The 22903-nt window shown below is 69.5% G+C and carries 22 protein-coding genes; 14 read left to right on the top strand and 8 right to left on the bottom strand.

Annotated features, from left to right (window positions below; translation table 11 throughout):
* The first annotated feature begins 32 nt into the window (after nucleotides 1-32).
* The 4 genes from Q0044_RS02030 to ispG all read left to right on the top strand — a co-directional run bounded on the left by Q0044_RS02030 (nucleotide 33) and on the right by ispG (nucleotide 6134).
* Nucleotides 33-1307 (top strand): aspartate kinase, encoded by a 1275-nt coding sequence (locus Q0044_RS02030; RefSeq protein WP_298158865.1) that lies wholly within the window; start codon nucleotides 33-35, stop codon nucleotides 1305-1307.
* Nucleotides 1308-1353: 46 nt separating this feature from the next.
* A complete protein-coding gene (ptsP, locus tag Q0044_RS02025) occupies nucleotides 1354-3627 on the top strand; it encodes a phosphoenolpyruvate--protein phosphotransferase (protein ID WP_298158863.1) in 2274 nt (757 codons plus the stop codon).
* Nucleotides 3628-3881: 254 nt separating this feature from the next.
* On the top strand, nucleotides 3882-4937 hold the full coding sequence (locus Q0044_RS02020; RefSeq protein WP_298158861.1) for a helix-turn-helix domain-containing protein: 1056 nt from the start codon (nucleotides 3882-3884) through the stop codon (nucleotides 4935-4937).
* Between the two features lie 57 nt (nucleotides 4938-4994).
* Nucleotides 4995-6134: a flavodoxin-dependent (E)-4-hydroxy-3-methylbut-2-enyl-diphosphate synthase gene (gene ispG, locus Q0044_RS02015; protein WP_298158857.1), complete on the top strand. Its 1140-nt coding sequence runs from the start codon at nucleotides 4995-4997 to the stop codon at nucleotides 6132-6134.
* A 29-nt stretch (nucleotides 6135-6163) separates the two neighbouring features.
* On the opposite strand, the gene Q0044_RS02010 is transcribed toward ispG, so the two are convergent.
* A complete protein-coding gene (locus Q0044_RS02010) occupies nucleotides 6164-6943 on the bottom strand; it encodes a sulfite exporter TauE/SafE family protein (protein ID WP_298158854.1) in 780 nt (259 codons plus the stop codon).
* Nucleotides 6944-7133: 190 nt separating this feature from the next.
* Between Q0044_RS02010 and prfA the strand changes: the two genes are divergently transcribed.
* Entirely contained in the window at nucleotides 7134-8201 is a 1068-nt protein-coding gene (gene prfA, locus Q0044_RS02005; protein WP_298158852.1) for a peptide chain release factor 1, read from the top strand.
* Between the two features lie 103 nt (nucleotides 8202-8304).
* On the opposite strand, the gene Q0044_RS02000 is transcribed toward prfA, so the two are convergent.
* Both Q0044_RS02000 and greA read right to left on the bottom strand, forming a co-directional pair.
* The gene (locus Q0044_RS02000; RefSeq protein WP_298158850.1) at nucleotides 8305-8472 is read right to left on the bottom strand and encodes a hypothetical protein; all 168 of its coding nucleotides are present in this window, start codon (nucleotides 8470-8472) and stop codon (nucleotides 8305-8307) included.
* Between the two features lie 99 nt (nucleotides 8473-8571).
* Complete coding sequence (gene greA / locus Q0044_RS01995) at nucleotides 8572-9048, bottom strand: transcription elongation factor GreA (protein ID WP_298158848.1); 477 nt, start codon at nucleotides 9046-9048, stop codon at nucleotides 8572-8574.
* Between the two features lie 65 nt (nucleotides 9049-9113).
* Between greA and Q0044_RS01990 the strand changes: the two genes are divergently transcribed.
* Both Q0044_RS01990 and Q0044_RS01985 read left to right on the top strand, forming a co-directional pair.
* Complete coding sequence (locus Q0044_RS01990) at nucleotides 9114-10349, top strand: BaiN/RdsA family NAD(P)/FAD-dependent oxidoreductase (protein ID WP_298158845.1); 1236 nt, start codon at nucleotides 9114-9116, stop codon at nucleotides 10347-10349.
* On the top strand, nucleotides 10346-11494 hold the full coding sequence (locus Q0044_RS01985; protein WP_298158842.1) for a serine hydrolase domain-containing protein: 1149 nt from the start codon (nucleotides 10346-10348) through the stop codon (nucleotides 11492-11494). Before Q0044_RS01990 ends, Q0044_RS01985 begins: the two co-directional genes overlap by 4 nt.
* On the opposite strand, the gene Q0044_RS01980 is transcribed toward Q0044_RS01985, so the two are convergent.
* The 3 genes from Q0044_RS01980 to Q0044_RS01970 are packed head-to-tail and all read right to left on the bottom strand — an operon-like array spanning nucleotide 11479 to nucleotide 14918.
* The gene (locus Q0044_RS01980) at nucleotides 11479-12936 is read right to left on the bottom strand and encodes an MFS transporter (RefSeq protein WP_298158840.1); all 1458 of its coding nucleotides are present in this window, start codon (nucleotides 12934-12936) and stop codon (nucleotides 11479-11481) included. The two genes, Q0044_RS01985 and Q0044_RS01980, sit on opposite strands and share 16 nt — an antisense overlap.
* A 10-nt stretch (nucleotides 12937-12946) precedes the next feature.
* Nucleotides 12947-13867 carry an EamA family transporter RarD gene (gene rarD / locus Q0044_RS01975; RefSeq protein ID WP_298158838.1) on the bottom strand — a complete coding sequence of 307 codons (921 nt, stop codon included), beginning with the start codon at nucleotides 13865-13867 and terminating at the stop codon, nucleotides 12947-12949.
* Between the two features lie 4 nt (nucleotides 13868-13871).
* On the bottom strand, nucleotides 13872-14918 hold the full coding sequence (locus tag Q0044_RS01970; protein WP_298158835.1) for an aspartate-semialdehyde dehydrogenase: 1047 nt from the start codon (nucleotides 14916-14918) through the stop codon (nucleotides 13872-13874).
* Nucleotides 14919-15088: 170 nt separating this feature from the next.
* Between Q0044_RS01970 and zapE the strand changes: the two genes are divergently transcribed.
* Together zapE and Q0044_RS01960 are read left to right on the top strand one after the other, a co-directional pair.
* Complete coding sequence (zapE, locus tag Q0044_RS01965) at nucleotides 15089-16195, top strand: cell division protein ZapE (RefSeq protein WP_298158832.1); 1107 nt, start codon at nucleotides 15089-15091, stop codon at nucleotides 16193-16195.
* Between the two features lie 56 nt (nucleotides 16196-16251).
* Nucleotides 16252-16782 carry a YbjN domain-containing protein gene (locus tag Q0044_RS01960; RefSeq protein ID WP_298158829.1) on the top strand — a complete coding sequence of 177 codons (531 nt, stop codon included), beginning with the start codon at nucleotides 16252-16254 and terminating at the stop codon, nucleotides 16780-16782.
* Nucleotides 16783-17026: 244 nt separating this feature from the next.
* Here the strand turns inward: Q0044_RS01960 and mdh are convergent, their stop codons facing one another.
* Nucleotides 17027-17989, bottom strand: coding sequence for a malate dehydrogenase (mdh, locus tag Q0044_RS01955; RefSeq protein ID WP_298158826.1), 963 nt, complete (start codon nucleotides 17987-17989; stop codon nucleotides 17027-17029).
* Nucleotides 17990-18137: 148 nt separating this feature from the next.
* On the opposite strand from mdh, the gene Q0044_RS01950 reads away from it, so the two are divergent.
* Nucleotides 18138-19034, top strand: a complete 897-nt coding sequence (locus Q0044_RS01950) for an SIMPL domain-containing protein (RefSeq protein WP_298158823.1) — start codon at nucleotides 18138-18140, stop codon at nucleotides 19032-19034.
* Nucleotides 19034-19450 (top strand): HIT domain-containing protein, encoded by a 417-nt coding sequence (locus Q0044_RS01945; protein ID WP_298158821.1) that lies wholly within the window; start codon nucleotides 19034-19036, stop codon nucleotides 19448-19450. The genes Q0044_RS01950 and Q0044_RS01945 overlap by 1 nt, the downstream gene beginning before the upstream one ends.
* Nucleotides 19451-19458: 8 nt before the next feature.
* Here the strand turns inward: Q0044_RS01945 and Q0044_RS01940 are convergent, their stop codons facing one another.
* Entirely contained in the window at nucleotides 19459-20040 is a 582-nt protein-coding gene (locus Q0044_RS01940; protein ID WP_298158818.1) for a hypothetical protein, read from the bottom strand.
* A gap of 212 nt (nucleotides 20041-20252) precedes the next feature.
* On the opposite strand from Q0044_RS01940, the gene sdhC reads away from it, so the two are divergent.
* From sdhC to sdhA, 3 genes are read left to right on the top strand one after another with little or no spacing between them, the layout of a single operon-like run.
* Entirely contained in the window at nucleotides 20253-20708 is a 456-nt protein-coding gene (sdhC, locus tag Q0044_RS01935) for a succinate dehydrogenase, cytochrome b556 subunit (protein WP_298158815.1), read from the top strand.
* Nucleotides 20705-21109, top strand: coding sequence for a succinate dehydrogenase, hydrophobic membrane anchor protein (gene sdhD, locus Q0044_RS01930; protein ID WP_298158813.1), 405 nt, complete (start codon nucleotides 20705-20707; stop codon nucleotides 21107-21109). Before sdhC ends, sdhD begins: the two co-directional genes overlap by 4 nt.
* Before the next feature lie 8 nt (nucleotides 21110-21117).
* Nucleotides 21118-22902 (top strand): succinate dehydrogenase flavoprotein subunit, encoded by a 1785-nt coding sequence (sdhA, locus tag Q0044_RS01925; protein WP_298158811.1) that lies wholly within the window; start codon nucleotides 21118-21120, stop codon nucleotides 22900-22902.
* The last annotated feature ends 1 nt before the right edge of the window (nucleotide 22903 follow it).

The raw sequence follows: 22903 nt of genomic DNA, 5'->3' as shown, positions 1-22903 counted from the left end.
GGCCCTCTTGCAAGACGGGGACGAACGCCACGATGACGCGGCCGACAACCAAACGACTGGTGATGAAGTTCGGCGGCACCTCCATGGGCGACCTGGAGCGGATTCGCCGCGCCGCGCGCATCGTCGCCGCAGAGGTCAAGGCCGGCCATTCGGTGGCCGTCGTCGTCTCGGCCATGGCGGGCAAGACCAACGAGCTGGTGGCCTGGACCGACGGCGCCGGCGGGGCCGCGCCCGGCCTGCCCCTGTCGGATGATGAATACGACGTCGTCGTCGCCTCGGGCGAACAGGTGACCTCGGGCCTGCTGGCGCTGACCCTGCGCAACATGGGTCTGAATGCGCGCAGCTGGATGGGCTGGCAGATTCCGATCCTCACCGACGACGACCACGCCCGGGCCCGCATCGTCGACGTGCCGGGCGAAACGCTCGGCGCCGCGCTCGACGCCGGAGAGGTCGCGATCATCCCGGGCTTCCAGGGCGTGACGTCCGGCGGCCGGATCACCACCCTGGGCCGGGGCGGATCCGACACCTCGGCGGTCGCTGTGGCGGCGGCCCTGGGCTGCGCCTGCGACATCTATACGGACGTGGACGGGGTCTACACGACCGACCCACGCATCGAATCCAAAGCCCGACGGCTCGAGAAGGTCTCCTATGAGGAGATGCTGGAGATGGCGTCCCTCGGGGCCAAGGTGCTCCAGACCCGTTCGGTCGAGCTGGCCATGGCGAAACAGGTCCCGGTCCGGGTCCTGTCCAGCTTCATCGAACCCGACGAAAACGGCGTGATGCCCGCCAAGTCCGGCACCCTGATCTGCGACGAGGAGGAAATCGTGGAAAAACGCATCGTGTCCGGCGTGACCATGAGCCGTGACGAGGCCCGCATCACCCTGCTGGGTCTCGGCGACCGGGTCGACGCCCCTGCCGACGTCTTCACCCGCCTGGCCGAGGCCAGCGTGAACGTGGACATGATCGTCCAGTCCCAGGCCCGCACCGAGGGGGCGGTCAACCTGACCTTCACCACCGGCCGACGCGACGCCTCGCGGGCCGCCGAGCTGATGCGCGCGGCCAAGACCGAGATCGGCTTCGAGGAAATCCGCGTCGACGAGGACGTGGCCAAGGTCTCGGTCGTCGGTGTCGGCATGCGCAGTCATGCGGGTGTCGCCCAGACGATGTTCAAGGCCCTGGCGGACAAGGGCGTGAAGTTCCAGGCCATCTCGACCTCGGAGATCAAGATCAGCGTCCTGATCGACGCCGCCTATGCCGAGCTGGCCGTTCGCGCCCTGCATTCGGCCTACGGGCTGGAAGCGGTATAGTATCGGCTGAATCCGTCCCCATCCTGGGGGCGAGCATGGAGACCGGATGGCCATAGCGGGCGGATCGATGACCAGGGGACCGCGCGTCCTTCTGCGCCAGATCCGTGAGGCGATGGCCGACGGCGGCCCGGCCCAGGGTCGGCTGGACGTGGTCGTGCGCACCATAGCCCAGTCGATGGTGGCCGAGGTCTGCTCCATCTATCTGCGCCGCGCCTCGGGCGAGCTCGAGCTGTTCGCCACCCAGGGCCTGAACCCCGATGCCGTGCACAATACGCGGCTCAAGCCCGGCGAGGGCCTGGTCGGCGAGGTCGCGCGCCTCGCCCAGCCGATCAGCCTGTCCGACGCGCCGTCCCATCCCAGCTTCGCCTATCGGCCGGAGACGGGCGAAGATCCCTACCACGCCTTCCTCGGCGCCCCCCTGCTGCGCGGCGGCCGGGCCATCGGCGTGCTCGTGGTCCAGAACCGGGCCGAGCGTCGCTACGACCCCGACGAGGTCGAGGACATCCAGACCATCGCCATGGTCCTGGCCGAGACCGTGGCCTCGGGCGAGCTTCTGGCCCAGGACGAACTGCGCGACATCGAGGTCGCGCCCCACCGGCCCGAGCGCATCAAGGGCCAGAGGTTCGCCGAGGGCATCGCCTTCGGTCACGTCGTCCTGCATGAGGCCCCCCTGGCGCCGGAACGGCTGCTGGCCGAGAACCAGCAGGTCGAGGAAATCCGCCTGCGCGAGGGTCTGATGGTCCTCAAGAAGTCCATCGACGCCCTGCTCGACGGGGGTCAGGGCAAGCTGGCCGGCCAGTCGTTCGAGGTGCTGGAAACCTACCGGATGTTCGCCGACGACCGGGGCTGGAACCGGTCTCTGGAGGAGGCGGTGCGCGGCGGCCTGACCGCAGAGGCCGCGGTGGACCGGGTGCGCAACGAACACCGCGCCCGCTTCGCCCAGGCCCGCGACCCCTATATCAAGGAACGGCTGCACGACTTCGAGGACCTGGCCAACCGGCTGCTGCGCGTGCTCGGCGGCGAGAACCCGGGTCAGCGCGAACTGCCCGACGACGCCATCCTGGTGGCCCGCAACCTAGGCCCCGCCGACCTGCTGGAATATCCGCGCCACAAGCTCAAGGGCCTGCTGATCGAGGAGGGCTCGGCCGCCAGCCACGCCGCCATCGTCGCCCGGGCCCTGCAGATCCCCTGCGTCGGCCGCCTCCAGGGCGTGCGCGACCGGCTCAGCGAGGGCGACCTCGTCATCGTCGACGGCGAGACCGGCGAGGCCCATCTGCGGCCCCGCTCCGACATGCTGGACTCGGTCCGGTCGCGCATGGCCCTGCGCGAACAGCGCCAGGCCGAGTTCGCCCGGCTGCGCGACGTGCCGGCCGTGACCGCCGACGGGACCCGCATCACCCTGCTGACCAACGCGGGTCTGGCCGTGGACCTCGAAAACCTCGACGAGACGGGTGCCGAGGGCATCGGCCTGTTCCGCACCGAGTTCCAGTTCATGGTGTCGGAGGAGCTGCCGCGCCTGAACTCCCAGACAGCGCTCTACAAACTGGTGCTGGACGCGGCCGGCGACCGGCCGGTCACCTTCCGGACCCTCGACATCGGCGGCGACAAGGTCCTGCCGTACATGGAAACGACGGAGCGGGAGGAGAATCCCGCCCTGGGACGGCGCGCCATCCGCCTCGGCCTTGATCGCCCGTCACTGCTGCGCCTCCAGCTACGGGCCCTTCTCGCCGCGGGTGCCGGGCGCGAACTGCGCGTCATGTTCCCGATGATCGCCACCGTGGACGAGTTCCGCGCCGCCCGGGAACTGGTGGACGTCGAATGCGAATGGGCGCGGCGTCGCGGGCGGCCGCTGCCGGCCCTGCTGCGCGTGGGGGCCATGATCGAGTGCCCCAGCCTGCTCTGGCACCTCGACGCCCTGTTGCCGATGACCGACTTCGTCTCGATCGGCTCGAACGACCTGTTCCAGTACATGTACGCCGCCGACCGGACCAACCCGCTGGTCTCGGACCGCTATGACGCCCTGTCGCCCCCCGCCCTGCGGGCGCTCCAGTCGATCCAGAAAGCCTGCACCGAGACCGGCACGCCCGTCTCGGTCTGCGGCGAGCTGGCCGGTCGTCCGCTGGAGGCCTTCGCCCTCATCTGCCTCGGCTTCACCCGCCTGTCGGCCCCGGCCGGCGGCGTCGGACCGGTCAAGCGGATGATCCTCTCGACCGACCTCGCGGCGGCGAAGCGCGGCATGAACAACCTGCTCGGCTCCTCGGCCGGATCGATCCGCAGCGAAATCGAAAGTCTGGCCCGGAAGTTGAACGTCGGTCTGTGAGCAATCCCGCAACGGGATCGATTCACGATTAACAAGACGTTGAACCGGCGGCTGAAATGGGTTATCCACAGGACGATACGGGTACACCTCCGGGGGGAGGCGGGGACCGTCACAGCAATGTGGTAAGCGGGCCTTGGACGAGTACGGCGCGGCTGGAGTTCCCGGTCGGGCCGAGTGTGGGGCAAGGCGTAATGGCGCTGGATACGGGGGCCGTCCCCGACGAGTTTCGGGCTCATCCGGACTGGAAGGACCCTGTGCCCTCCATCACCGACGCAGCGACTCTGGGCGAGGGCCTGCGCAAGGCGCGTGAGCTGTCGGGCAAATCCCTGGCCGAACTGGCCGCCGACACCCGGGTGCACGAACGCTATCTGCGCGCGCTCGAGGAAAACAACATCTCCGGCCTGCCGTCGCGGGTCTTCGCCATCGGCTATGTGCGCGCCTACGCCGGCGCCCTCGGCCTCGACGAACAGCTCGCCGTCGAACGCTACAAGCGCGAGACGCCGGACGGCTCGGTCCCGCTGCAGGCTCCGACCGGCGTGGCCTTCGAGGATGTCCGTCGCTACTCGCCCCGCATTATCGGCGCCGTCGTGCTGCTGGCCCTGGCCGTCATCGGCTGGAACGTGTTCCAGCGTGTCAGCCTGATCCGCGCGCCCCAGCCCTCCGACATCGCCGAGGTTCCCGAAAGCTGGAGCCTGGGTCATGTGCCCGGCCAGAGCGGCCTGCGCGTCGGTGCGCCCCAGCCGGCGCCGGCCGACCAGACCACGCCGGTGCTCTACATCACGCCGGGCCTCGAGGCCGAGCTGACCGGGGTCGACCCGGCCGACACCGCCGCCCTGGCCGCCTCCACGGCCGCCTCCGCCCCGCCGGTCCAGGCCGCCTTCAACCCGCGCGGCGCCATCTACGGCGCCTCGGCCACCGCCTCCCAGGTCGTGCTCCAGGCCCGCAAGGCCGGGGCCCTGGTCGTCCGTCTCGCTGACGGCCGCGTCCTGTTCGCGCGCCAGCTGGCGGCCGGAGAGGCCTGGCGCGCCCCCGCCGACGTCGCCGCCACCATCGACGTCTCCGATCCCACCGCCTTCGACATCTATCTGAACGGCGAACACGGCGGCGCCCTGACGGCCGTCCTGACCCCGCTGAGCCAGCTCAACAGCCGCGCCGCCGGCCTCGCCCGCCAGACGACGGCGCAGATGCAGGCCGAGGCCCTCGCCGCCCAGGCCGCCGCGGCCCGCGCCGCGGCCACCACCCAGGCGGCGATGCTGCAGACGGTCTCCACCGGGCAGGAGACCCTGGCCACGACGGTCACGCCGCGCTGACACGCGTCAACCGGCGTCATGGCCTTGTCTCCTGTGCGGGCCTATATTGATCCGGTCATGAGCTCTGACCATTCCCACATCCGTCCCTGGCGCCATATCGAGCGCCGGAAGTCTCGCCAGATCATGGTGGGCAATGTGCCGGTCGGCGGCGACGCCCCGATCAGCGTCCAGTCGATGACCAATACCCCGACCTCGGACGCCAGTGCGACGATCGGTCAGATCCGCGAGCTGGAGGAGGCCGGGGCCGACATCGTCCGCGTCTCCTGTCCCGACGAGGACTCGACTGCCGCCTTCCGCACCATCGCCCGCGAGGCGAAGGTCCCGCTCGTCGCCGACATCCATTTCCACTACAGACGCGGCATCGAGGCCGCCGAGGCCGGCGCCGCCTGCCTGCGCATCAATCCGGGCAATATCGGCAATGCGTCGCGCGTCCGCGACGTCATCCAGGCCGCCAAGGACCACGGCTGCTCGATGCGGATCGGCGTCAACGCCGGTTCCCTCGAAAAGGAACTGCTGGAGAAGTACGGCGAGCCCTGCCCCGACGCCATGGTCGAGAGCGCGCTCAACCACGCCCGCATCCTTCAGGACCACGACTTCCACGAGTTCAAGATCTCGGTGAAGGCGTCGGACCCCTTCCTGACCGTGGCCGCCTACCAGCAGCTGGCCGAGGTCATCGACTGTCCGCTCCACCTCGGCGTCACCGAGGCGGGCCCCTTGCGCACCGGCACGATCAAGTCCGCCATCGGCATGGGCAATATGCTGTGGGCCGGGATCGGCGACACCATCCGCGTCTCGCTGGCGGCCGACCCGGTCGAGGAGATCAAGGTCGGGTTCGACATCCTCAAGTCGCTGGGCCTGCGCCACCGGGGCGTCAACATCATCGCCTGCCCGTCCTGCGCGCGTCAGGGCTTCAACGTCATCGAGACGGTGGGCATCCTGGAAGAAAAGCTGGCCCATATCGCCACCCCGATGTCGCTGTCGATCATCGGCTGCGTCGTCAACGGACCGGGCGAGGCCCTCTACACCGACGTCGGCTTCACCGGCGGCGGCAAGGGCGCGGGCATGGTCTATCTGAACGGCAAGATCGCCCACAAACTCGACAATGCGAAGATGGTCGACGAGATCGTCGAACTGGTCGAGGCCAAGGCGGCCGAACTGAACGCGGCCCGCGAGGCGGCCCTCGAAGCCGCCGAATAGCGAAAAGCCGACCCGCGGCGACTGCCCGCTTAAATGACCCCGCCCAGCTGCAGCCCCTGCCAGGTCGCCAGCACCAGCAGAAGGCCGCCCACGGCATAGGTCAGGGCCCGCTGCGGCACGATCCGGGTGATATAGCCCGCGAACGGGGCGGCCAGCAGGCCGCCGACCACCAGACCCGCCACGGCCGAGGCATGGTTGGTCAGGGCCTCGGCGTCCTTCCAGTGCCCGGTGACGAGAGCCCAGACGAAGGTCGCCGAGATGGCCACGGTGACGAAGAACTCGGCGGTGTTGGCCGTGCCGATGGCGCGGCGGGGCTCTGCCCCCGCCCCGACGAGGGTCGAGGACACGGTCGGACCCCAGCCGCCTCCCCCGATGGCGTCGAAGAATCCGCCGACGACCCCGAGGGGCGCCATGATCCAGGCGGGACGAATCCGGCGGGCGGGCGTGTTCCGCGTCGCGCGCCACAGGATGTAGCCGCCCATCAGGGCCAGGTAGGCGATCACGAACGGCTTGATCACGTCGCCCTCGATTCCCGCCAGCACATAGGCCCCCAGGACGCCGCCGATCACGCCCGCGACGGCCAGGGGGACAAGCAGCCGCCACTCCACATTCCTGTGCCAGATGTGGGAACCGGCCGAGGCCGCCGTGGTGAAGACCTCCGCCCCGTGCACGCTGGCCGAGGCGGTCGCGGGCGGCACGCCGAAGGCCAGCAGCACCGACGACGAGATCACCCCGTAGGCCATGCCCAGGGCGCCATCGACCGCCTGGGCGAACAGGCCCACGATCAGAAACAGCAGAAAGGTGTCCATTCAGCCCCTTTCGACCCGCGCCGGGGAGTGGCGCGCGGGCCGTTTGCAGCAGAGCTAATGCATGGGCGGGCGAAGGGTAACGCCCCATGACGCCGATGTTATCCGCCGTGACGCTCCGGGCGCCGCGCATCGACAGGCCGCCCGCCGCGCGATAAGGCTCCGCCCCTTCGCTTTTCGAGACGTTCCGCCCTTGCGCCTGCCCCAGTCCAAGCTCGACCAGGTCCTGGACCGCTTCCACCAGGTGGAGGCCCGCATGGGCGCGGCCACCGACGGTCAGGAGATCGTGCGCCTGTCAAAGGAGCACGCCGAGATGAAGCCGGTCGCCGACGCCGTCATGGCCCTGGCGAAGTCCCGCGCCGAGATCGAGGACCTCCAGGCCATGGCCGAGGACCCCGAGATGGCCGCCATGGCGGCCGACGAGCTGGAGGCCCTGAACGCCCGACTTCCGGACATGGAGCGCGATGTGGCCCTGCTACTGGCCCCGCGCGACGCCGACGAGAACGCCTCGGCCGTGCTGGAAGTCCGCGCCGGCACCGGCGGGGACGAGGCCGCCATCTTCGCCGGAGACCTGTTCCGCATGTATTCGCGCTACGCCTCCTCGCGCGGCTGGCGGGTCGAGCTCGACTCGGCCACCGAGGGCGACGCCGGCGGCTACAAGGAGATCATCGCCACGGTCACCGGCGACGGCGTCTTCGGCCGGCTGAAGTTCGAGAGCGGCGTCCATCGGGTGCAGCGCGTCCCGGCCACGGAGACGCAGGGCCGCATCCATACCTCGGCCGCCACGGTCGCCGTCCTGCCCGAGGTCGAGGACGTCGAGATCGAGATCCACGACAAGGACATCCGCATCGACACCTTCCGCGCCTCGGGCGCGGGCGGCCAGCACGTCAACAAGACCGATTCCGCCGTGCGCATCACCCACTTCCCCTCCGGGATCGTGGTGACCTCCTCGGAGAAGTCCCAGCACGTGAACCGCGACAAGGCGATGAAGAACCTGCGCGTCCGCCTCTATGACATGCAGCGCCAGATGAAGGATCAGGCCCGGTCCGACACCCGCAAGTCCCAGGTCGGCTCAGGCGACCGGTCGGAACGGATCCGCACCTACAACTACCCCCAGGGCCGGGTCAGCGACCACCGCATCAACCTGACCCTGCACAGCCTGCCCCAGATCATGGAAGGCGACCTCGATCCGTTGCTGAACGCCCTGATTGCCGAGGACCAGGCGGCGCGCCTGTCTGACCTCGAGGCGGAATTCGCCTGAACGGCCTTCATCCCTTGGTCATTAGGAACGTAGACCAGCGGAGACCCGCCCCCGGCCGCCCGCGCGGCGACCAGGGCGCGACGGCCGTCCGACCCCGGGAGTCCTAGACGGTTTCGTCTTCCGGCGGTTGCCAGTCGGGGTGGTCGACGTCCTCGCCCCGGGCCTTCGCTTCCTTCTTCGCCAGCTTGGCGGCGGCCTTGCGGGCGGCCTTCTCGGCGTCCGCCTTGTCGCGTTCCATCCGTTCGAAGCCGTAGTTCGGTTTTCTGGCCATTGAGGTCCTTCTTCAGTGCGCTATCGCTCGCCTCGCGGAGGCTCGCTGCTTGAGCGCCCGGTGGCGCTTGTCCCGCCCAATGTGGGGTGGACCGGCCTTTCAGTCCACCGCGATGATTTCCACGGACTGTCCGGCCACCATGGCCTCGTCGCCGACGCCCTTGCCGATCAGGGCGCGGGTCAGGGGCGAGACATGGCTGACCGAGCCGTTGGCCGGGTCGGCCTCGTCCTCGCCGACAATCCGCCAGGTCTGGGTGCGGCCGTCGTCCCGCGCGATGGTGACCGAGCCGCCGAAACGCACCCGGCCGTCGGCCCCGGTCTCGACCAGCTGGGCCGTGGCCCGCCGCGCAGACCAGTAGCGCAGGTCCCGCGTCGCCCGCGCCATCGCCGTCCGGTCCGCCTCGATCGATCCGGACGCCTGGGCGCTCGCATAGGCGGCGCGCGCGGACGCCAGGGCGTCCTCGATGGCGGCGAGGCCGGCCGGCGTCACCAGATTCGGGTGCGGGGAGATGGGGCGGTCGGGCAGATCGGCGGCCGTGGCCTCCAGATCCTCCTCGCGCGTGAAGGCGACGCTCATGATCGTCCAAGCGTATGCGGGACACGGACGTTCCTCCGCAAGGCTTGCCGGGCTAAGGAGCGCCGATGACCGATCCTACCGACCACGCCGTCCACATCATCGGGGCCGGACCCTCAGGTCTGATGGCCGCCGAGACCCTGGCGCAGGCCGGCGCCCGCGTCGTCGTCCACGACCGCATGCCCTCGGTGGGGCGCAAATTCCTGATGGCCGGTCGCGGCGGGCTGAATCTGACCCATACGGAGGCCCAGGAGGCCTTCCTCGCGCGCTACGCCGGGGCGGCAGGACCGGTCTCCGACTGGCTGGACGCCTTTTCCCCCGATGACCTGACCGAATGGGCGCACGGCCTCGGCCAGCCGACCTTCGTCGGCTCCAGCGGCCGGGTCTTCCCCCGCGCCATGAAGGCCTCGCCCCTGTTGCGCGCCTGGCTGGCCCGGCTGAACGAACTCAGCGTCGAGATCCGCACCCGCTCCCGATGGACTGGCTGGCGCGACGGAGCCCTGACCTTCGACACCCCGGACGGCGAGCGGATCGAGCATCCGGCCGCCACCGTCCTCGCCATGGGCGGCGCGAGCTGGCCCCGGCTCGGCTCCGACGGTCTCTGGGTCCCGGTTCTCGAAGGCGAAGGCGTCGCCGTCTCCCCCCTGGTCCCGGCCAACGCCGGGTTCGACGTCGTCTGGTCCGACATCCTGATCGCGCGGTTCGCGGGTCAGGTGCTGAAACCCGCCACCCTGACGTTCGGCGACCAGACGGTGCGCGGCGAGATGGTGGTCACCCGCTACGGCGTCGAGGGCGGGGCGATCTACGCCCTGTCGTCGGCCCTGCGCGCCGCCATCGCCGCAGAGGGGTCCGCGACCCTGGTCGTCGACCTCCGTCCCGACTTGACCGAGGCCGCCCTGGCCGAACGCCTGTCCCGCCCCCGCGGCAAGGACAGTATGACCAACCATCTGCGCAAGGCCGGCAGCCTGTCTCCGGTCGCCGTCGCCCTGTTACGCGAGATCGGCGATATCCCGCCGGGCGTCGAGAAGCTGGCGAAGCGGATCAAGGCCGTCCGGCTGAAGCTGACCGGCATCCAGGGGCTGGACCGCGCCATCTCCACGGCGGGAGGCGTGGGTTTCGAGGCGCTGAATCCATCATTGATGCTGACCGCCCGGCCGGGCGTTTTCGTCGCCGGAGAGATGATCGACTGGGAGGCCCCCACCGGCGGCTATCTGTTGCAGGCCAGCCTCGCCTCAGGCGTCGTCGCGGCCAGGGGCGTCCAGCGGTGGCTCGCGTCGCAAACCCCGGCTAAGAGCCCGGCATGACGATTCCCGCTCCCGAGATCTCCGGCGTCTGCCCGCCCCGTTTCCACGCCGTGAAGGACGCCTTCGCCGCCAACTTCACCGACGCCCCCGACGGGCTGAACGAACAGGCGGCCCGCTTCTCGGTCGTCATCGCCGGCGAGACGGTCATCGACCTGTGGGCCGGGCTCGCCGATCCACGCGAACAGACTCCCTTCACCGACCGGACGCTCGTGCCCGTCTTCTCGTCGGGCAAGGCGATCATGGCCCTGCTGATGGCCTCGGCCGTCCAGCGCGGCAAACTGGCCTATGAGGAGAAGGTCGCCCACCTGTGGCCGGCCTATGGCGCCAACGGCAAGGCCGGGGTCACCGTCGCCCAGCTGCTGTCGCACCAGGACGGCCTGCCCGGCTTCGACCAGCCCGTCGACCCCGCCATCTGGTTCGACCAGGGCGCGGTGCTGGACCGGCTCGCCGCCCAGGCCCCGATGTGGCCGCCGGGAACCGCCTCGGGCTACCACCCCGTCACCGTCGGCTTCCTCGCCAACGAGGTCCATCGTCTCGCCGACGGCCGGACGATGGGCCAGGCCCTGCGTCAGGATTTCGCCGCGCCCTTCGATCTCGACCTCTGGATCGGCCTGCCCGAGGCCGAGCACGACCGGGTCGCGGCCCTGAAGAAGCCGTCGAAGGCGCCGGACCTCGGCCCCATCGACGCCATCAAGACCGCCGCCTTCCTCGACCGGGGCTCGGCCCCCGGCGGGCGCGGCTCGGCCGAATGGCGCTCGATCGAGATCCCGTCGGCCAACCTGCACGGCACGGCCCTGTCCCTGGCCCGCGCCATGGGGGTCTTCGCCGACGAGGGCCGGCTGGACGGTCAGACCATTCTCTCACCGACCGTCCTCGCCGAGGCGACGAAGCCGCGCATCTCGGGTCCAGACAAGGTCCTGCCCTACGACATCACCTGGGCAGCCGGCCTGATGCGCAACGAAGGCCTGAACATCTTCGGTCCCAACCCGGAGGCCCTCGGCCACTGCGGCTGGGGCGGCAGCTGCGTCATGGCCGATCCGGCCGTGAAGCTCTCGGCCGCCTACGCCATGACCCGCCAGTCGCCCTATCTGATCGGCGACCCGCGGGCGCAACGATTGATCGAGGCCCTCTACTCGGTCTTCTGAACCCGGCCGGGCGCGGTCAGGAGGCCGATGACCCCGCCGAGGATGGCGCAGGCGCCGCAGGCGACCATCACCACCTGGAAGGCCTTGTGGAAGGCGGAGACCGCGCCGGCGGACAGGTCGCCCTCGCCCGCCATCACCGCCCCGAGCTGAGTCCGCGCATCCGGCGATTCGATCCCTGAAACGAACACCGCCGAAAGCAACACGCCCAGCAGGGCGATGGCCAGAAGTCCTGCGATCCGCGCCACGGCGTTGTTGACGCCCGAGGCCACGCCCGTGTGCCCCTCCTTGACCGCCCCCATGACCGCCGCCGTCAGCGGCCCGACCGCCAGGGTCATGCCCACGGCAATCACCGTCATCCCCGCAAGCGGTCCCGCGACATAGCCCGCGTCCGGCGGCATCAGGGCCAGCAGTCCCAGCCCGATCCCCGTCAGCACCGGCCCGACGCTCAGCGACAACTTCGCCCCGAACCGGTCCGCCAGCGTCCCGGCCGCGCCCGAGAACAGCCCCATCACGGCCGCGAACGGCAGCATGGCCGAGCCCGCCCCCGTCGCCGACCAGCCGTGCACCCGGATCAGCTCGAACGGCAGGAAGAACATCGCGCCGCTCAGCGCGAAATAGAGGAGCAGGGTCAGAAGGTTGATTCCGCTGAAGACAGGCGACCGGAACAGGCCGAGCGGCATCATCGGATGCGCCTCCCTGGCCTCGGCCCACAGGAAGCCGGCCAGCAGAACGACCCCGCCGACGAGCCCGCCGGTCACTCCGGCATGGGTCCAGCCCAGATCGGGCGCCGCCGTCAGGGCGCCGGTCAGGGCCGTGAGCCCGCTCACCGCCAGCAGGGCCCCGAGCCAATCCAGCCCCTTCGCCGTCTCGTCCCGGCTCTCCGGCACGGCCCTCAGCGCCACGACGACCGTGAGCGCGGCGAGGGGGACATTGATCCAGAAGATGAAGCGCCAGTCGGCATGATCCGCCAGCCAGCCGCCGACCAGCGGCCCGACCATGCCGAACAGGGCTCCGGCGCCGGCCCAGGCCCCGAAGGCCGCGCCCCGCTCGTCCTGGGGAAAGGTCGCCCCGATCAGGGCCAGGGCGCCCGGGGTCAGCAGGGCCGCGCCGATCCCCTGCGCGGCGCGCCCGGCGATCAACAGTTGCGCGTCGGGCGCCAGTCCGCAGGCGATGGACGACAGGGCGAAGACGACGACGCCGATCAGGAAGACGCGCCGGCGCCCGAACCGGTCCCCGGCGGCCCCGCCGATCAGGACCAGGGCCCCGAGCGTCAGCAGATAGGCGTTGGAGATCCACTGGGCCGCCGCCGGTCCCGCCCCGAGATCGCGCTGGATCGCGGGCAGGGCGACACCGAGGGCCGAGCCGTCGATGAAGGTCAGGCTGGACCCCAGCACCGTGGCGATAAGGATCCAGCGTTTGCGGCTCTTTGACAGCTCGGCCATGGCCGAAAGGCTAGACCGGTTGCGCGGTCTCCGCCATCGCCCGCCGCGCCGCCCGCGCCCGGAACAGGGCCGCCGCCGCGAACACCCCGGCACCCAGCCAGATGAAGGCGAACGATACGGCCCGTAGCGGGGTGAACAGTTCCCCGGTCGCCAGCCCGACGCAGAATTGCAGGGTCGGGGCCAGGAACTGGATGAACCCCATGGTCGAAAGGGGCATGCGCCGCGCCGCCCATGCAAAAAGCACCAGCGGAAACACCGTCGCCGGCCCGTTCAGCAGGGCCCAGCCGAACCCTTCCAGGGTCGCGAACCCGTGCCCCAGGCCGTGCGCCTGCAGCCAGATCACGAAGGCCAGGCCGAACGGCAGCAGCAACAGGCATTCGATGAACAGCCCGGCCTGGGCGTCGACCGGGATCCGCTTCTTGATCACCCCATAGGCCCCGAAGCTGAGCGCCAGGGCGATGGAGATCCACGGCGGCCGGCCCAGCGCCAGGGCCTGGAACAGGACCCCCACCGCGGCCAGGCCGATGGCGACCCAGCCCCAGCGGTCGATCTTCTCGCGGAACAGCCACAGCCCCACGATCATGTTGAGCAGGGGGTTGATATAGTAGCCGAGGCTCGCTTCCAGCGTCGCATGGTGGGTGGTGGCCCAGACATAGAGGCCCCAGTTCACCGCGATCAGCACGGTCGCCAGCGCCAGCCAGGCCAGGGTCCCCGGCTGGCCCAGCACGGCCCGCACCTGTTTCGACTGGCCGGCCAGCAGCACCAGCCCGCCCGCGAACAGCACCGACCACAGGGCGCGGTGCGACAGGATCTCCGGCGCGGAAAAGCCCAGCGCCGCCTGCCCCATGAACAGCAGGGGCATGAACCCCCACATCACATAGCAGCCCACCGCCGACAGGAAGGCGGCGCGGGTGGGGGTCGGCGGCGCCAAGGCCCTAGACCGTCAGGGTGCGGTACCCGCTCTTCGGCTTGATCGTTCCCGTCTCGTCCAGCAGCTGGGCGATCTGGACCGCGTTCAGGGCCGCGCCCTTGCGCAGGTTGTCCGACACCACCCAGAAGACCAGGCCGTTCTCGACCGTATGATCCTTGCGGATGCGCGAGACATAGACGGCGTGCTCGCCGGCCGCATCGACGGGCGTGATATAGCCGTCGTGCTCCTGCTTATCGATCACCAGGATGCCCGGCGCCTCGCGCAGGATGGCGCGCGCCTCGTCGGGGCTGATGGGGCGTTCGAACTCGACCGTCACGGCTTCCGAATGGCCGACGAAGACCGGCACGCGGACGCAGGTGACCGTCAGCTTGATGTTCGGGTCCAGCATCTTGTGGGTCTCGTCCCACATCTTCTGCTCTTCGTCGGTATAGCCGTCCTCGTTGAAGGACCCGATGAAGGGGATGACGTTGAAGGCGATCTGTTTGGGGAATTTCTTCGGCTTGGCGTCGCCCAGGCCGTAGATGGCCTTGGTCTGGTTCCACAGCTCATCCATGCCTTCCTTGCCGGCGCCCGACACGGATTGATAGGTCGAGACCACCACCCGCTTGGCCTTGGCGGCGTCATGCAGCGGCTTCAGCGCCACGACCAGCTGGGCCGTCGAGCAGTTCGGGTTGGCGATGATGTTCTTCTTCGACGCCAGCTTGATCGCATCCGGGTTCACCTCGGGCACGATCAGGGGCACGTCCGGGTCCTTGCGGAAGGCCGAGGAGTTGTCGATCACGATCGGGCCCAGCTTGCCGATCTTCTCGGACCAGGCGCGCGACACGTCCCCGCCGGCCGACATCAGGACGATGTCGACCTGCGAGAAGTCGAAGCTCTCGATGTCCTGGCATTTGATGGTCTTGTCGCCCCAGGCGACGTCCATGCCCTTGGATTTTCGCGAAGCCACCGCGTGCATTTCCGAAACGGGGAACTCCAGTTCCTCCAGAATGGTCAGCATTTCGCGCCCGACATTGCCGGTGGCGCCCACGATGGCGACGGAATAGCCCATCTTCTTCAGTCCTTCGGACGCGCTGACGCTCGGCTCGTGGAGCCTCGCTGCTTGAGCGCGATTTTGGTGGGGAGGTTAGGAGAGTTTATCTCCTGACTTCGCAATTAGGCCTTCGCGTGTGCGAAGCAACCGCTTTTCAGGCTCGGGCAGGCCGTTTATGCCCCAGTTCCATGCCGTCACACATCGCCCGCGCTTATGCCGATCGTCTGAAGACGGGCCTGCTGACCGCAGATCCGGCCCAGCAATCCGCGATCGAGGCCCTCGGCCGGCTGGAACGGGACCTCGGCAAGCGCGGCCTGTTCGGCGCCCTGCCCGAGGTGCGCGGCCTCTACCTCTGGGGTCCGCCGGGACGCGGCAAGTCCATCCTGATGGACCTCTTCTTCGCCCTGGCGCCCGAGCCGCGGAAGACCCGCGCCCATTTCCACGCCTTCATGGCCCGGGTCCACGACCTGATCCGCCAGTGGCGCGAGGGCGACCGGAAGGCCCGTCAGGCCGCGTTCGGAACCCACAGGGGCGACGACCCCATCGAACCGGTCGCCGCCCTGATCGCCTCGGAGGCCCGGCTGCTGTGCTTCGACGAGCTCCAGGTCACCGACATCGCCGACGCCATGATCCTGGGCCGGCTGTTCGACGCCCTGTTCGAGCGCAAGGTCGTGGTCTGCATCACCTCCAACCGCGCTCCGGACGCCCTCTACAAGGACGGCATCAACCGCCAGCTCTTCCTGCCCTTCATCGAACGCCTCAAGGAGCGCTGCCAGGTTCTGGAGCTGACCGGCGCCCGCGACTGGCGCCTAGACCGGATCCGGGCCTCGCGCGTCTGGTACAACGGAGAGGGCGGCGCCCGGCGCGAGGGCTTCGAACAGCTCTGGACCGACCTGAAGGGCGACATGCCCGAATGCCCGGCCCATCTGGCGGTCCTGGGCCGCGACGTGGTCATCGACCGGACCGCCGGAGGTCTGGCCCGCGCGACCTTCGCCGACCTGTGCGACCGGCCCCTGGGCCCCCAGGACTATCTGGCCGTCGCCGCCCGGTTCCACACCCTGTTCCTTGACGGCGTACCGCTGCTGACGCCCGACAATCGCCAGGCGGCGCGTCGGTTCGTCACCCTGATCGATGCCCTGTACGAGGCGAAGACCCGGCTGGTCGCCCTCGCCGCAGGTGCGCCGGAACAGCTCTATCCGGCCGGGGACGGCGCCTTCGAGTTCGAACGCACGGTCTCGCGCCTCAACGAAATGTCCAGCCAGTCCTGGCTGGAGGCGGCCGCCCACGCGGACTGACAGCCCTCGGTTCGCCGCAAATTCCGCTAGGCTGAGCCTCTCAACGGAAGCCGATCATGAAATCCATCGCCCTCGCCGCCGCCCTCGTGGCGCTCGCCGCCCCGGCCTTCGCCCAGACCGCGCCGGCCGCACAGGCCGCCCCCGCCCGCTGGAGCGGCCTGACGGTGGCCGAGATCACCGGTCGCCTGACCGCCGCCGGCCTCGTCGTGGCCCCGCCCCAGAGCAACAACGACCGGATCTATCTGCGCGTCGAGGACGGCCCCCTGCGCTGGGTCATGACCCTGTTCTCCTGCACCGACGGCCGCTGCCCGGACGTCCAGTTCACGGCCGTCTTCTCAGGGGCCAACGCCACGCCGGACATCGTCTCGCGCTGGAACGGCGCCCGCCGCTTCGTGAAGGCCTTCCATGCCCTGCCCGAGGACGAGGGCGGCGCCCCCCAGGCCGTGGCCCAGTACGACGTCCTGCTCAGCGCGGGCGCCGGCCCCGAACAGCTCGACGACCCCATCCAGGTCTGGCGCAGCCTCTCCATGGACCTCGGCCGCACCGTCACGACGGAACAGCCGGCGACGGCGGCTCCCGCGCAATAGAAAAGGGCCGCGGATCACTCCGCGGCCCGTTCAATATGTCTCCTCCCTGTCGCGCAGCGATGGGGAGGTGGCAGCGAGCCCTTCGCGAGCTGACGGAGGGGGCGACCCGGTCTCACCGACCCGCGCCCTTCACACCACACGTCGCCTCGCCCCCTCCGTCACGGCGCCGAAGAAGCGCCGCGCCACCCCCCCATTCGCCAAGCGGCGAACGGGGAGGAGACCGGAACAGCGAGCGGTAGCGCTCTTATGCCAGCGAGGAATCAATGTCCTTGCAGGCCTGCAGCAGGCTCTGGACCGAGGCGACCGACTTCTCGAACATAGCCTTCTCTTCGTCATTGGTGGTGAACTCGACGACCTTCTCGACACCGGCGGCGCCGATCAGGGCGGGCACGCCGACATAGAGGTCCTTGAGGCCGTATTCGCCCGACAGCCAGACGGCGCAGGGCAGGACGCGCTTCTGGTCCAGCAGATAGGACTTGGCCATGGCGATGGCGCTCTCGGCCGGGGCGTAGAAGGCCGAGCCGGTCTTCAGCAGGGCCACGATCTCGCCGCCGCCCTTGCGGGTGCGGGTGACGATGGCGTCGAGGTCGGCCTGCGACAGGAAGCCGGCGGCGACGGCGTCGGGCAGGGGCAGGCCGCCGAGGGTCGAGTGGCGCACCATCGGCACCATGTCGTCGCCGTGGCCGCCCAGGGTCCAGGCGTGGATGTCCTGCACCGAGACGCCGGTCTTTTCCGACAGGAAATAGGCGAAGCGGGCCGAGTCGAGCACGCCGGCCATGCCGACGACCTTCTCGTGCGGGAGGCCCGAAAACTTCTGCAGGGCCCAGACCATGGCGTCGAGCGGGTTGGTAATGCAGATGACGAAGGCGTTGGGGGCGTGGGCCTTGATGCCCTCGCCGACGGCCTTCATGACCTTGAGGTTGATGGAGACCAGGTCGTCGCGGCTCATGCCGTCCTTGCGGGGCACGCCGGCGGTGACGATGCAGACGTCCGCGCCCGCGATGGCGGCGTAGTCGTTGGCGCCCTTCAGCGAGACGGACGAGCCGAACACGGCGGTGGCCTCGGCGATGTCGAGCGCCTTGCCCTGCGGCGTGCCCTCGGCGATGTCGAACAGGATCACGTCGCCCAGGGCTTCGCGTGCGGCCACATGGGCCAGGGTGCCGCCGATCATACCGGCGCCGATGAGGGCGATTTTCGCGCGAGCCATGAGCATTCCTTCTTGGCCTTTCGCGCTGAGCGCTGCTTGAGGCCGGTTGTGAGCAGTTGCGATATCAAGAAATCGTCGGCGGGCGGTCTAGACCCGGCGAGGCGGGGCTGCAAGGCTTCGGGTCAGGCAACAAAACGGAGTTCCCACCATGCGTCCCGTCCTCGCCGCCCTTCTGCTTTCCGCCGTCGCCGCATCGCCGGCGCTCGCCCAGACGCCCCCCGCCACTATCGGCCAGCAATATGTCCCCGCTCCCTGGTGGATGCGTGATCCGGTGATCGCCTCGATCGGCTATGTGCGGGTCGAGCTTCAGGCCAACCGCGCCGGCTTTTCGGCCACGTTCCAGACCGTGGATCGCAGCGTCGCCGACGCCTCGCGCAAGGCCGCCGACCAGGTCCGCGCCCTGTCACAGACCCTGGCGGCCTATGGCGTTGAAACCGTCCGCGTCGAGACCAGCCTCACCACCCAGCCCCTGTACGACCAGTATCGCGACGAGAACGGCATCCTGCGCGACAACACCCGCGCCGACCGCATCGAACGCTATCAGGCCCAGGCGACGGTCAGCCTGACCGTTCGCGACGTCCGCCAGCTTGAGCGGATCTACGCCACCGTGGTCGCCTCCCAGCCCAACGCGATCAGCCAGGTCTATTTCAGCCTCGAGCCCGACAATGTCGCCAGGTCCAACCTCGCCGCGGCGGCCATGCGCGACGCCCGCGCCCGGGCCGAGGCGGCCACCGAGGGCGCCGGGGCGACTCTCGGCCCGGTGCGGGTGATCGATCCTACGGGCCGCGCCTGTCAGACCGACGTGCTGGCGGGCTGGCCGTCCTATGGTTCCGGTGTGTCGCAAGCGACGACGGTCGACGACTATGTCGTCACGGGCAGCCGCGTGATGGCGATGGCCCCGCCGCCTCCACCCCCGCCCCCGCCGCCGCCCGCAGCCCCGGGCGAGGCCCCCTCGGAGGCCCAGATCGAGGCCGCGCGCCTGGCCTTGCAGCCGCCGCTCCAGGTCCTGACCGACCAGGCCTGCGTGGTCTACGGCCTCAACTAGTGGCGGCCTTCGTCGTTGACCCGGCCTTCGCGGCCGGGTCCGTCTTCGCCGCCGACTGGCCCCTGTGCCATGTCCGGTTTCAGGACGACGCCCGTTTCCCCTGGCTGATCCTGATTCCACGGGTCGCGGGTGCGACGGAGCTGGAGCATCTGTCGGTCTCCGACCGCGCCGTCCTGATGGATGAGACGATCCGCGCCGGAAAGATCGTCCGCGCCCTGGGCGAAGCGGCGGGAAGGCCGGTCGACAAGCTCAACGTCGCCGCCCTCGGCAATGTCACGGCCCAGCTGCATGTCCATGTGGTCGGCCGTCGCCGCGACGACGGCCTGTGGCCCGATCCGGTCTGGGGACGGGGCTCGGCCCTGGCCTGCGATCCGGCGGCGAGAGCCGGCGCGCTGGATCTGATCGATCTCGGATAGGGTCCGGGTCAGCGAACCAGAGTAACCGCCCGTTCGCGACCGTCCTGGACCAGGGTCCCGCTCCAGCCTTCGCCGGAGGCCCGCAGCGCCAGCCTGCCGCCGTACAGATCGAGCACCAGAAGGCCCGCCGACCGTTCCGCCGCCGTCAGGGGACCGACCTCGGCCTCGGCACCGGCGGTGCGATAGGCGCCCTCCAGCGGCTTCGACTCGCCCTGATCCATCAGGGACAGGGTCATCAGGGTCCGGCCCTCGCCGTCCTTCAGCCGCCAGCGCCCGTCCAGCGGCCCCATCCGGGCGTCCATGGTGCGCTCGGCGTTGTCGACGCCGGCGTCATAGGCGTTGTCCGCCCGTGACGGGGCATGCTCGTAGCTGCGGCGGTAGGCCTCCACCGAGACCGGGGCCGTGATGACGCGCAGCCGGGTGTCGCCCCCGCCGTCGCCTTCTTCGGTCACCCGCCCGAAATTCGACGGCGGCTCGAAAGGGCGCACCACCGGAGCCTGATAGACCTGGGCCGTATAGGGCACGGGCGACGACTGCCCCGGTGCGGTCGCGGACGAAACGGCGAGCGAAATCAGTGAGAAAACGAACATGGTCGCCAGAGTGTCGTTTCGCGGCGGCCCTGACTAGGGTTTACCTGCGGCACGCGAAATCGTGATCGGTTCCGCACGCTTCGGGACGGGCGCGACCATTCGCCTGTTTTGCAGTGCACCCTCGCGTTGACACCGGCCCGCGACCGTCCGTAAAGCCATGCGCAATCGCGCTTGACGCCTTGATCCGTCTCAGCTTTTTGAGAACTATTCGCATGTCGAACCCTACCGGCGACGCGGCCGACGACCAGACCGGTCGTTTCGTCACCCAGCCCAACGGCCGCCCCCGCCCCCTGTCTCCGCATCTGCAGACCTGGCGCTGGCATATCACCATGACGGCCTCGATCCTGTTCCGCGTCACCATCGGTGCGGCCAGCGTCGGCGCGATCTTCGGGGTCGCCTGGCTCGCCGCCGCGGCGTTCGGGCCGGAGGCTTACGCCGCCGCGTCTGGTCTCGCCGGCTCGCCCCTGGGCCTGTTCGTCGGCTTCGGCCTGACGGTCGTGCTGTTCTCCTTCCTGCTGAACGGCGGACGCCACCTGATCAATGACGCCGGCCGCGCCCTGACGATCAAGCCGGCCAATCTGCTGTCTGCGATCGCCGTCTACGGCCCCGTTCCCCTGGCGATCCTGTTCTGGGTCGCCCTGTTCGCCACCGGGAGGGTTTCGCTGTGAGCGCTCACACCCAGTACAAGAACGGCGTCCGGGTCTCCGAGCGCCACGGCGCCGGGGAATGGACCCTGGAAAAGATCCTGCTGGCCCTGATGATGCCGCTCGGCGTCTGGCTGCTGTCGACCGCCTTCACCCTGGCCGGCGCCGGATACGACGTGGTCCTGCAGTGGTTCGCCAGCCGGCTGAACGCCGGGCTCCTGATCGTCACCGCCCTGGTCTTCTTCGGCTTCGCCAGCCTCGCCTGGAAGGTGATCGTCGAGGACTACATCCACCGTCCGGGCAGCAAGGCCCTGCTTCTGGGCCTGCTCAACCTGATCTTCCTCGCGCTGGCCGCCGCCAGCGTCTTCTTCATCGTCCGGCTGGCGCTGGGTTCGGCGCCGCTTCCCGCCGGTTTCGGGATCTGATCGAGAAAATGGCTGACTATCAAATCGTCGATCACGAATACGACGTCGTCGTCGTCGGCGCCGGCGGCTCGGGCCTCCGCGCGGCCCTCGGCGCGGCGCAGCAGGGCCTCAAGGTCGCCTGCGTCAGCAAGGTCTTCCCGACCCGCTCCCATACCGTGGCGGCCCAGGGCGGCATCTCCGCCTCGCTCGGCAACATGGGCGAGGATTCGTGGAAATGGCACATGTACGACACCGTCAAGGGGTCGGACTGGCTGGGCGACCAGGACGCCATCGAATACCTGGTCCGCGAGGCCCCCAAGGCCGTCTACGAGCTCGAACACTGGGGCGTGCCCTTCAGCCGCACCGACGAGGGCAAGATCTATCAGCGCGCCTTCGGCGGCATGACGAAGAACTACGGCGAGGGCCCGGTCCAGCGCACCTGCGCCGCCGCCGACCGCACCGGCCACGCCATCCTCCACACCCTCTACGGCCAGTCGGTCCGTCGCGAGGGCGAGTTCTTCATCGAGTATTTCGCCCTCGACCTGATCATGCAGGACGGCGCGTGCACGGGCGTCACGGCCTGGAAGCTCGACGACGGCACGATCCACCAGTTCCGCGCCAAGCTCGTTATCCTGGCCACCGGCGGCTACGGCCGCGCCTATTTCTCGGCCACCTCGGCCCACACCTGCACTGGCGACGGCAACGCCATGGTCCTGCGGGCCGGCCTGCCGCTCCAGGACATGGAGTTCGTCCAGTTCCACCCGACCGGCATCTACGGCTCCGGCTGTCTGATCACCGAGGGGGCGCGCGGCGAGGGCGGCTATCTGACCAACTCCGAAGGCGAGCGGTTCATGGAACGCTACGCCCCCTCGGCCAAGGACCTGGCCTCGCGCGACGTCGTCTCGCGCTCCATGACCATGGAGATCCGTGAGGGCCGCGGCGTGGGACCGAAGAAGGACCACATCTTCCTCCACCTCGACCACCTCGATCCGAAGATCCTTCACGAGCGCCTGCCCGGCATCTCCGAGAGCGCCAAGATCTTCGCCGGCGTCGATGTGACGAAGGAGCCGATCCCGGTCATCCCGACCGTCCACTACAATATGGGCGGCATCCCCACCAACTATCACGGCGAGGTCCTGACCAAGGTCGGCAACAATGCCGACACCGTGGTGCCGGGCCTGATGGCCGTCGGCGAAGCGGCCTGCGTCTCGGTCCACGGCGCCAACCGCCTGGGCTCGAACAGCCTGACCGACCTGGTCGTCTTCGGCCGCGCCGCCGGCCTTCGCGCCGGCGAGGTCGTCGACAAGGCCGCCCCGGTCCCGGCCGCCCCGGCCTCGGCCACGGCCTCGCACATCGCCCGCTTCGACCGGATGCGCTACGCCTCGGGCGCCAACCCGACCGCGAAACTGCGCAACGAGATGCAGCACGCGATGCAGTCCGACGCGGCCGTCTTCCGCACCGGCGAGACCCTCGACGAGGGCGTCGCCAAGCTGCGCGACATCCACAGGCGCTCGGCCGACATCAAGGTCACCGATCGCGGCCTGATCTGGAACACCGACCTCGTCGAGGCTCTGGAATACGACAACCTGATCGATCAGGCCCTGGTCACGATCGAGAGCGCGGCGAACCGCAAGGAAAGCCGCGGGGCCCACGCCCGCGAGGACTTCCCCGACCGTCACGACGAGGAGTGGATGAAACACACCCTGGCCTGGCGCAAGCCCGGCGAGGGCGTGACGATCGACTACCGTCCCGTGCACGCCTACACGATGTCCAGCGACATCGAGTACATCAAGCCCAAGGCGAGGGTTTACTGAG

It is taken from the genome of Brevundimonas sp. (genome assembly GCF_027484365.1).
In the GTDB taxonomy this organism is placed as follows: Bacteria; Pseudomonadota; Alphaproteobacteria; order Caulobacterales; family Caulobacteraceae; genus Brevundimonas.
Note: the sequence above shows the minus strand (reverse complement) of the source record. Positions and strands in the feature narration are given on the sequence as shown.

Coding starts and splice junctions, on each gene's coding strand:
- Q0044_RS01960 (WP_298158829.1), top strand. CDS start 16,252: ATGAAATCCATCGCCCTCGCCGCCGCCCTCGTGGCGCTCGCCGCCCCG.
- Q0044_RS01970 (WP_298158835.1), bottom strand. CDS start 14,918: ATGGGCTATTCCGTCGCCATCGTGGGCGCCACCGGCAATGTCGGGCGC.
- mdh (WP_298158826.1), bottom strand. CDS start 17,989: ATGGCTCGCGCGAAAATCGCCCTCATCGGCGCCGGTATGATCGGCGGC.
- ptsP (WP_298158863.1), top strand. CDS start 1,354: ATGGCCATAGCGGGCGGATCGATGACCAGGGGACCGCGCGTCCTTCTG.
- Q0044_RS01950 (WP_298158823.1), top strand. CDS start 18,138: ATGCGTCCCGTCCTCGCCGCCCTTCTGCTTTCCGCCGTCGCCGCATCG.
- Q0044_RS01990 (WP_298158845.1), top strand. CDS start 9,114: ATGACCGATCCTACCGACCACGCCGTCCACATCATCGGGGCCGGACCC.
- Q0044_RS02010 (WP_298158854.1), bottom strand. CDS start 6,943: ATGGACACCTTTCTGCTGTTTCTGATCGTGGGCCTGTTCGCCCAGGCG.
- sdhA (WP_298158811.1), top strand. CDS start 21,118: ATGGCTGACTATCAAATCGTCGATCACGAATACGACGTCGTCGTCGTC.
- ispG (WP_298158857.1), top strand. CDS start 4,995: ATGAGCTCTGACCATTCCCACATCCGTCCCTGGCGCCATATCGAGCGC.
- sdhC (WP_298158815.1), top strand. CDS start 20,253: ATGTCGAACCCTACCGGCGACGCGGCCGACGACCAGACCGGTCGTTTC.
- greA (WP_298158848.1), bottom strand. CDS start 9,048: ATGAGCGTCGCCTTCACGCGCGAGGAGGATCTGGAGGCCACGGCCGCC.
- Q0044_RS02000 (WP_298158850.1), bottom strand. CDS start 8,472: ATGGCCAGAAAACCGAACTACGGCTTCGAACGGATGGAACGCGACAAG.
- Q0044_RS02030 (WP_298158865.1), top strand. CDS start 33: ATGACGCGGCCGACAACCAAACGACTGGTGATGAAGTTCGGCGGCACC.
- Q0044_RS01980 (WP_298158840.1), bottom strand. CDS start 12,936: ATGGCCGAGCTGTCAAAGAGCCGCAAACGCTGGATCCTTATCGCCACG.
- Q0044_RS01985 (WP_298158842.1), top strand. CDS start 10,346: ATGACGATTCCCGCTCCCGAGATCTCCGGCGTCTGCCCGCCCCGTTTC.
- zapE (WP_298158832.1), top strand. CDS start 15,089: ATGCCGTCACACATCGCCCGCGCTTATGCCGATCGTCTGAAGACGGGC.
- Q0044_RS01940 (WP_298158818.1), bottom strand. CDS start 20,040: ATGTTCGTTTTCTCACTGATTTCGCTCGCCGTTTCGTCCGCGACCGCA.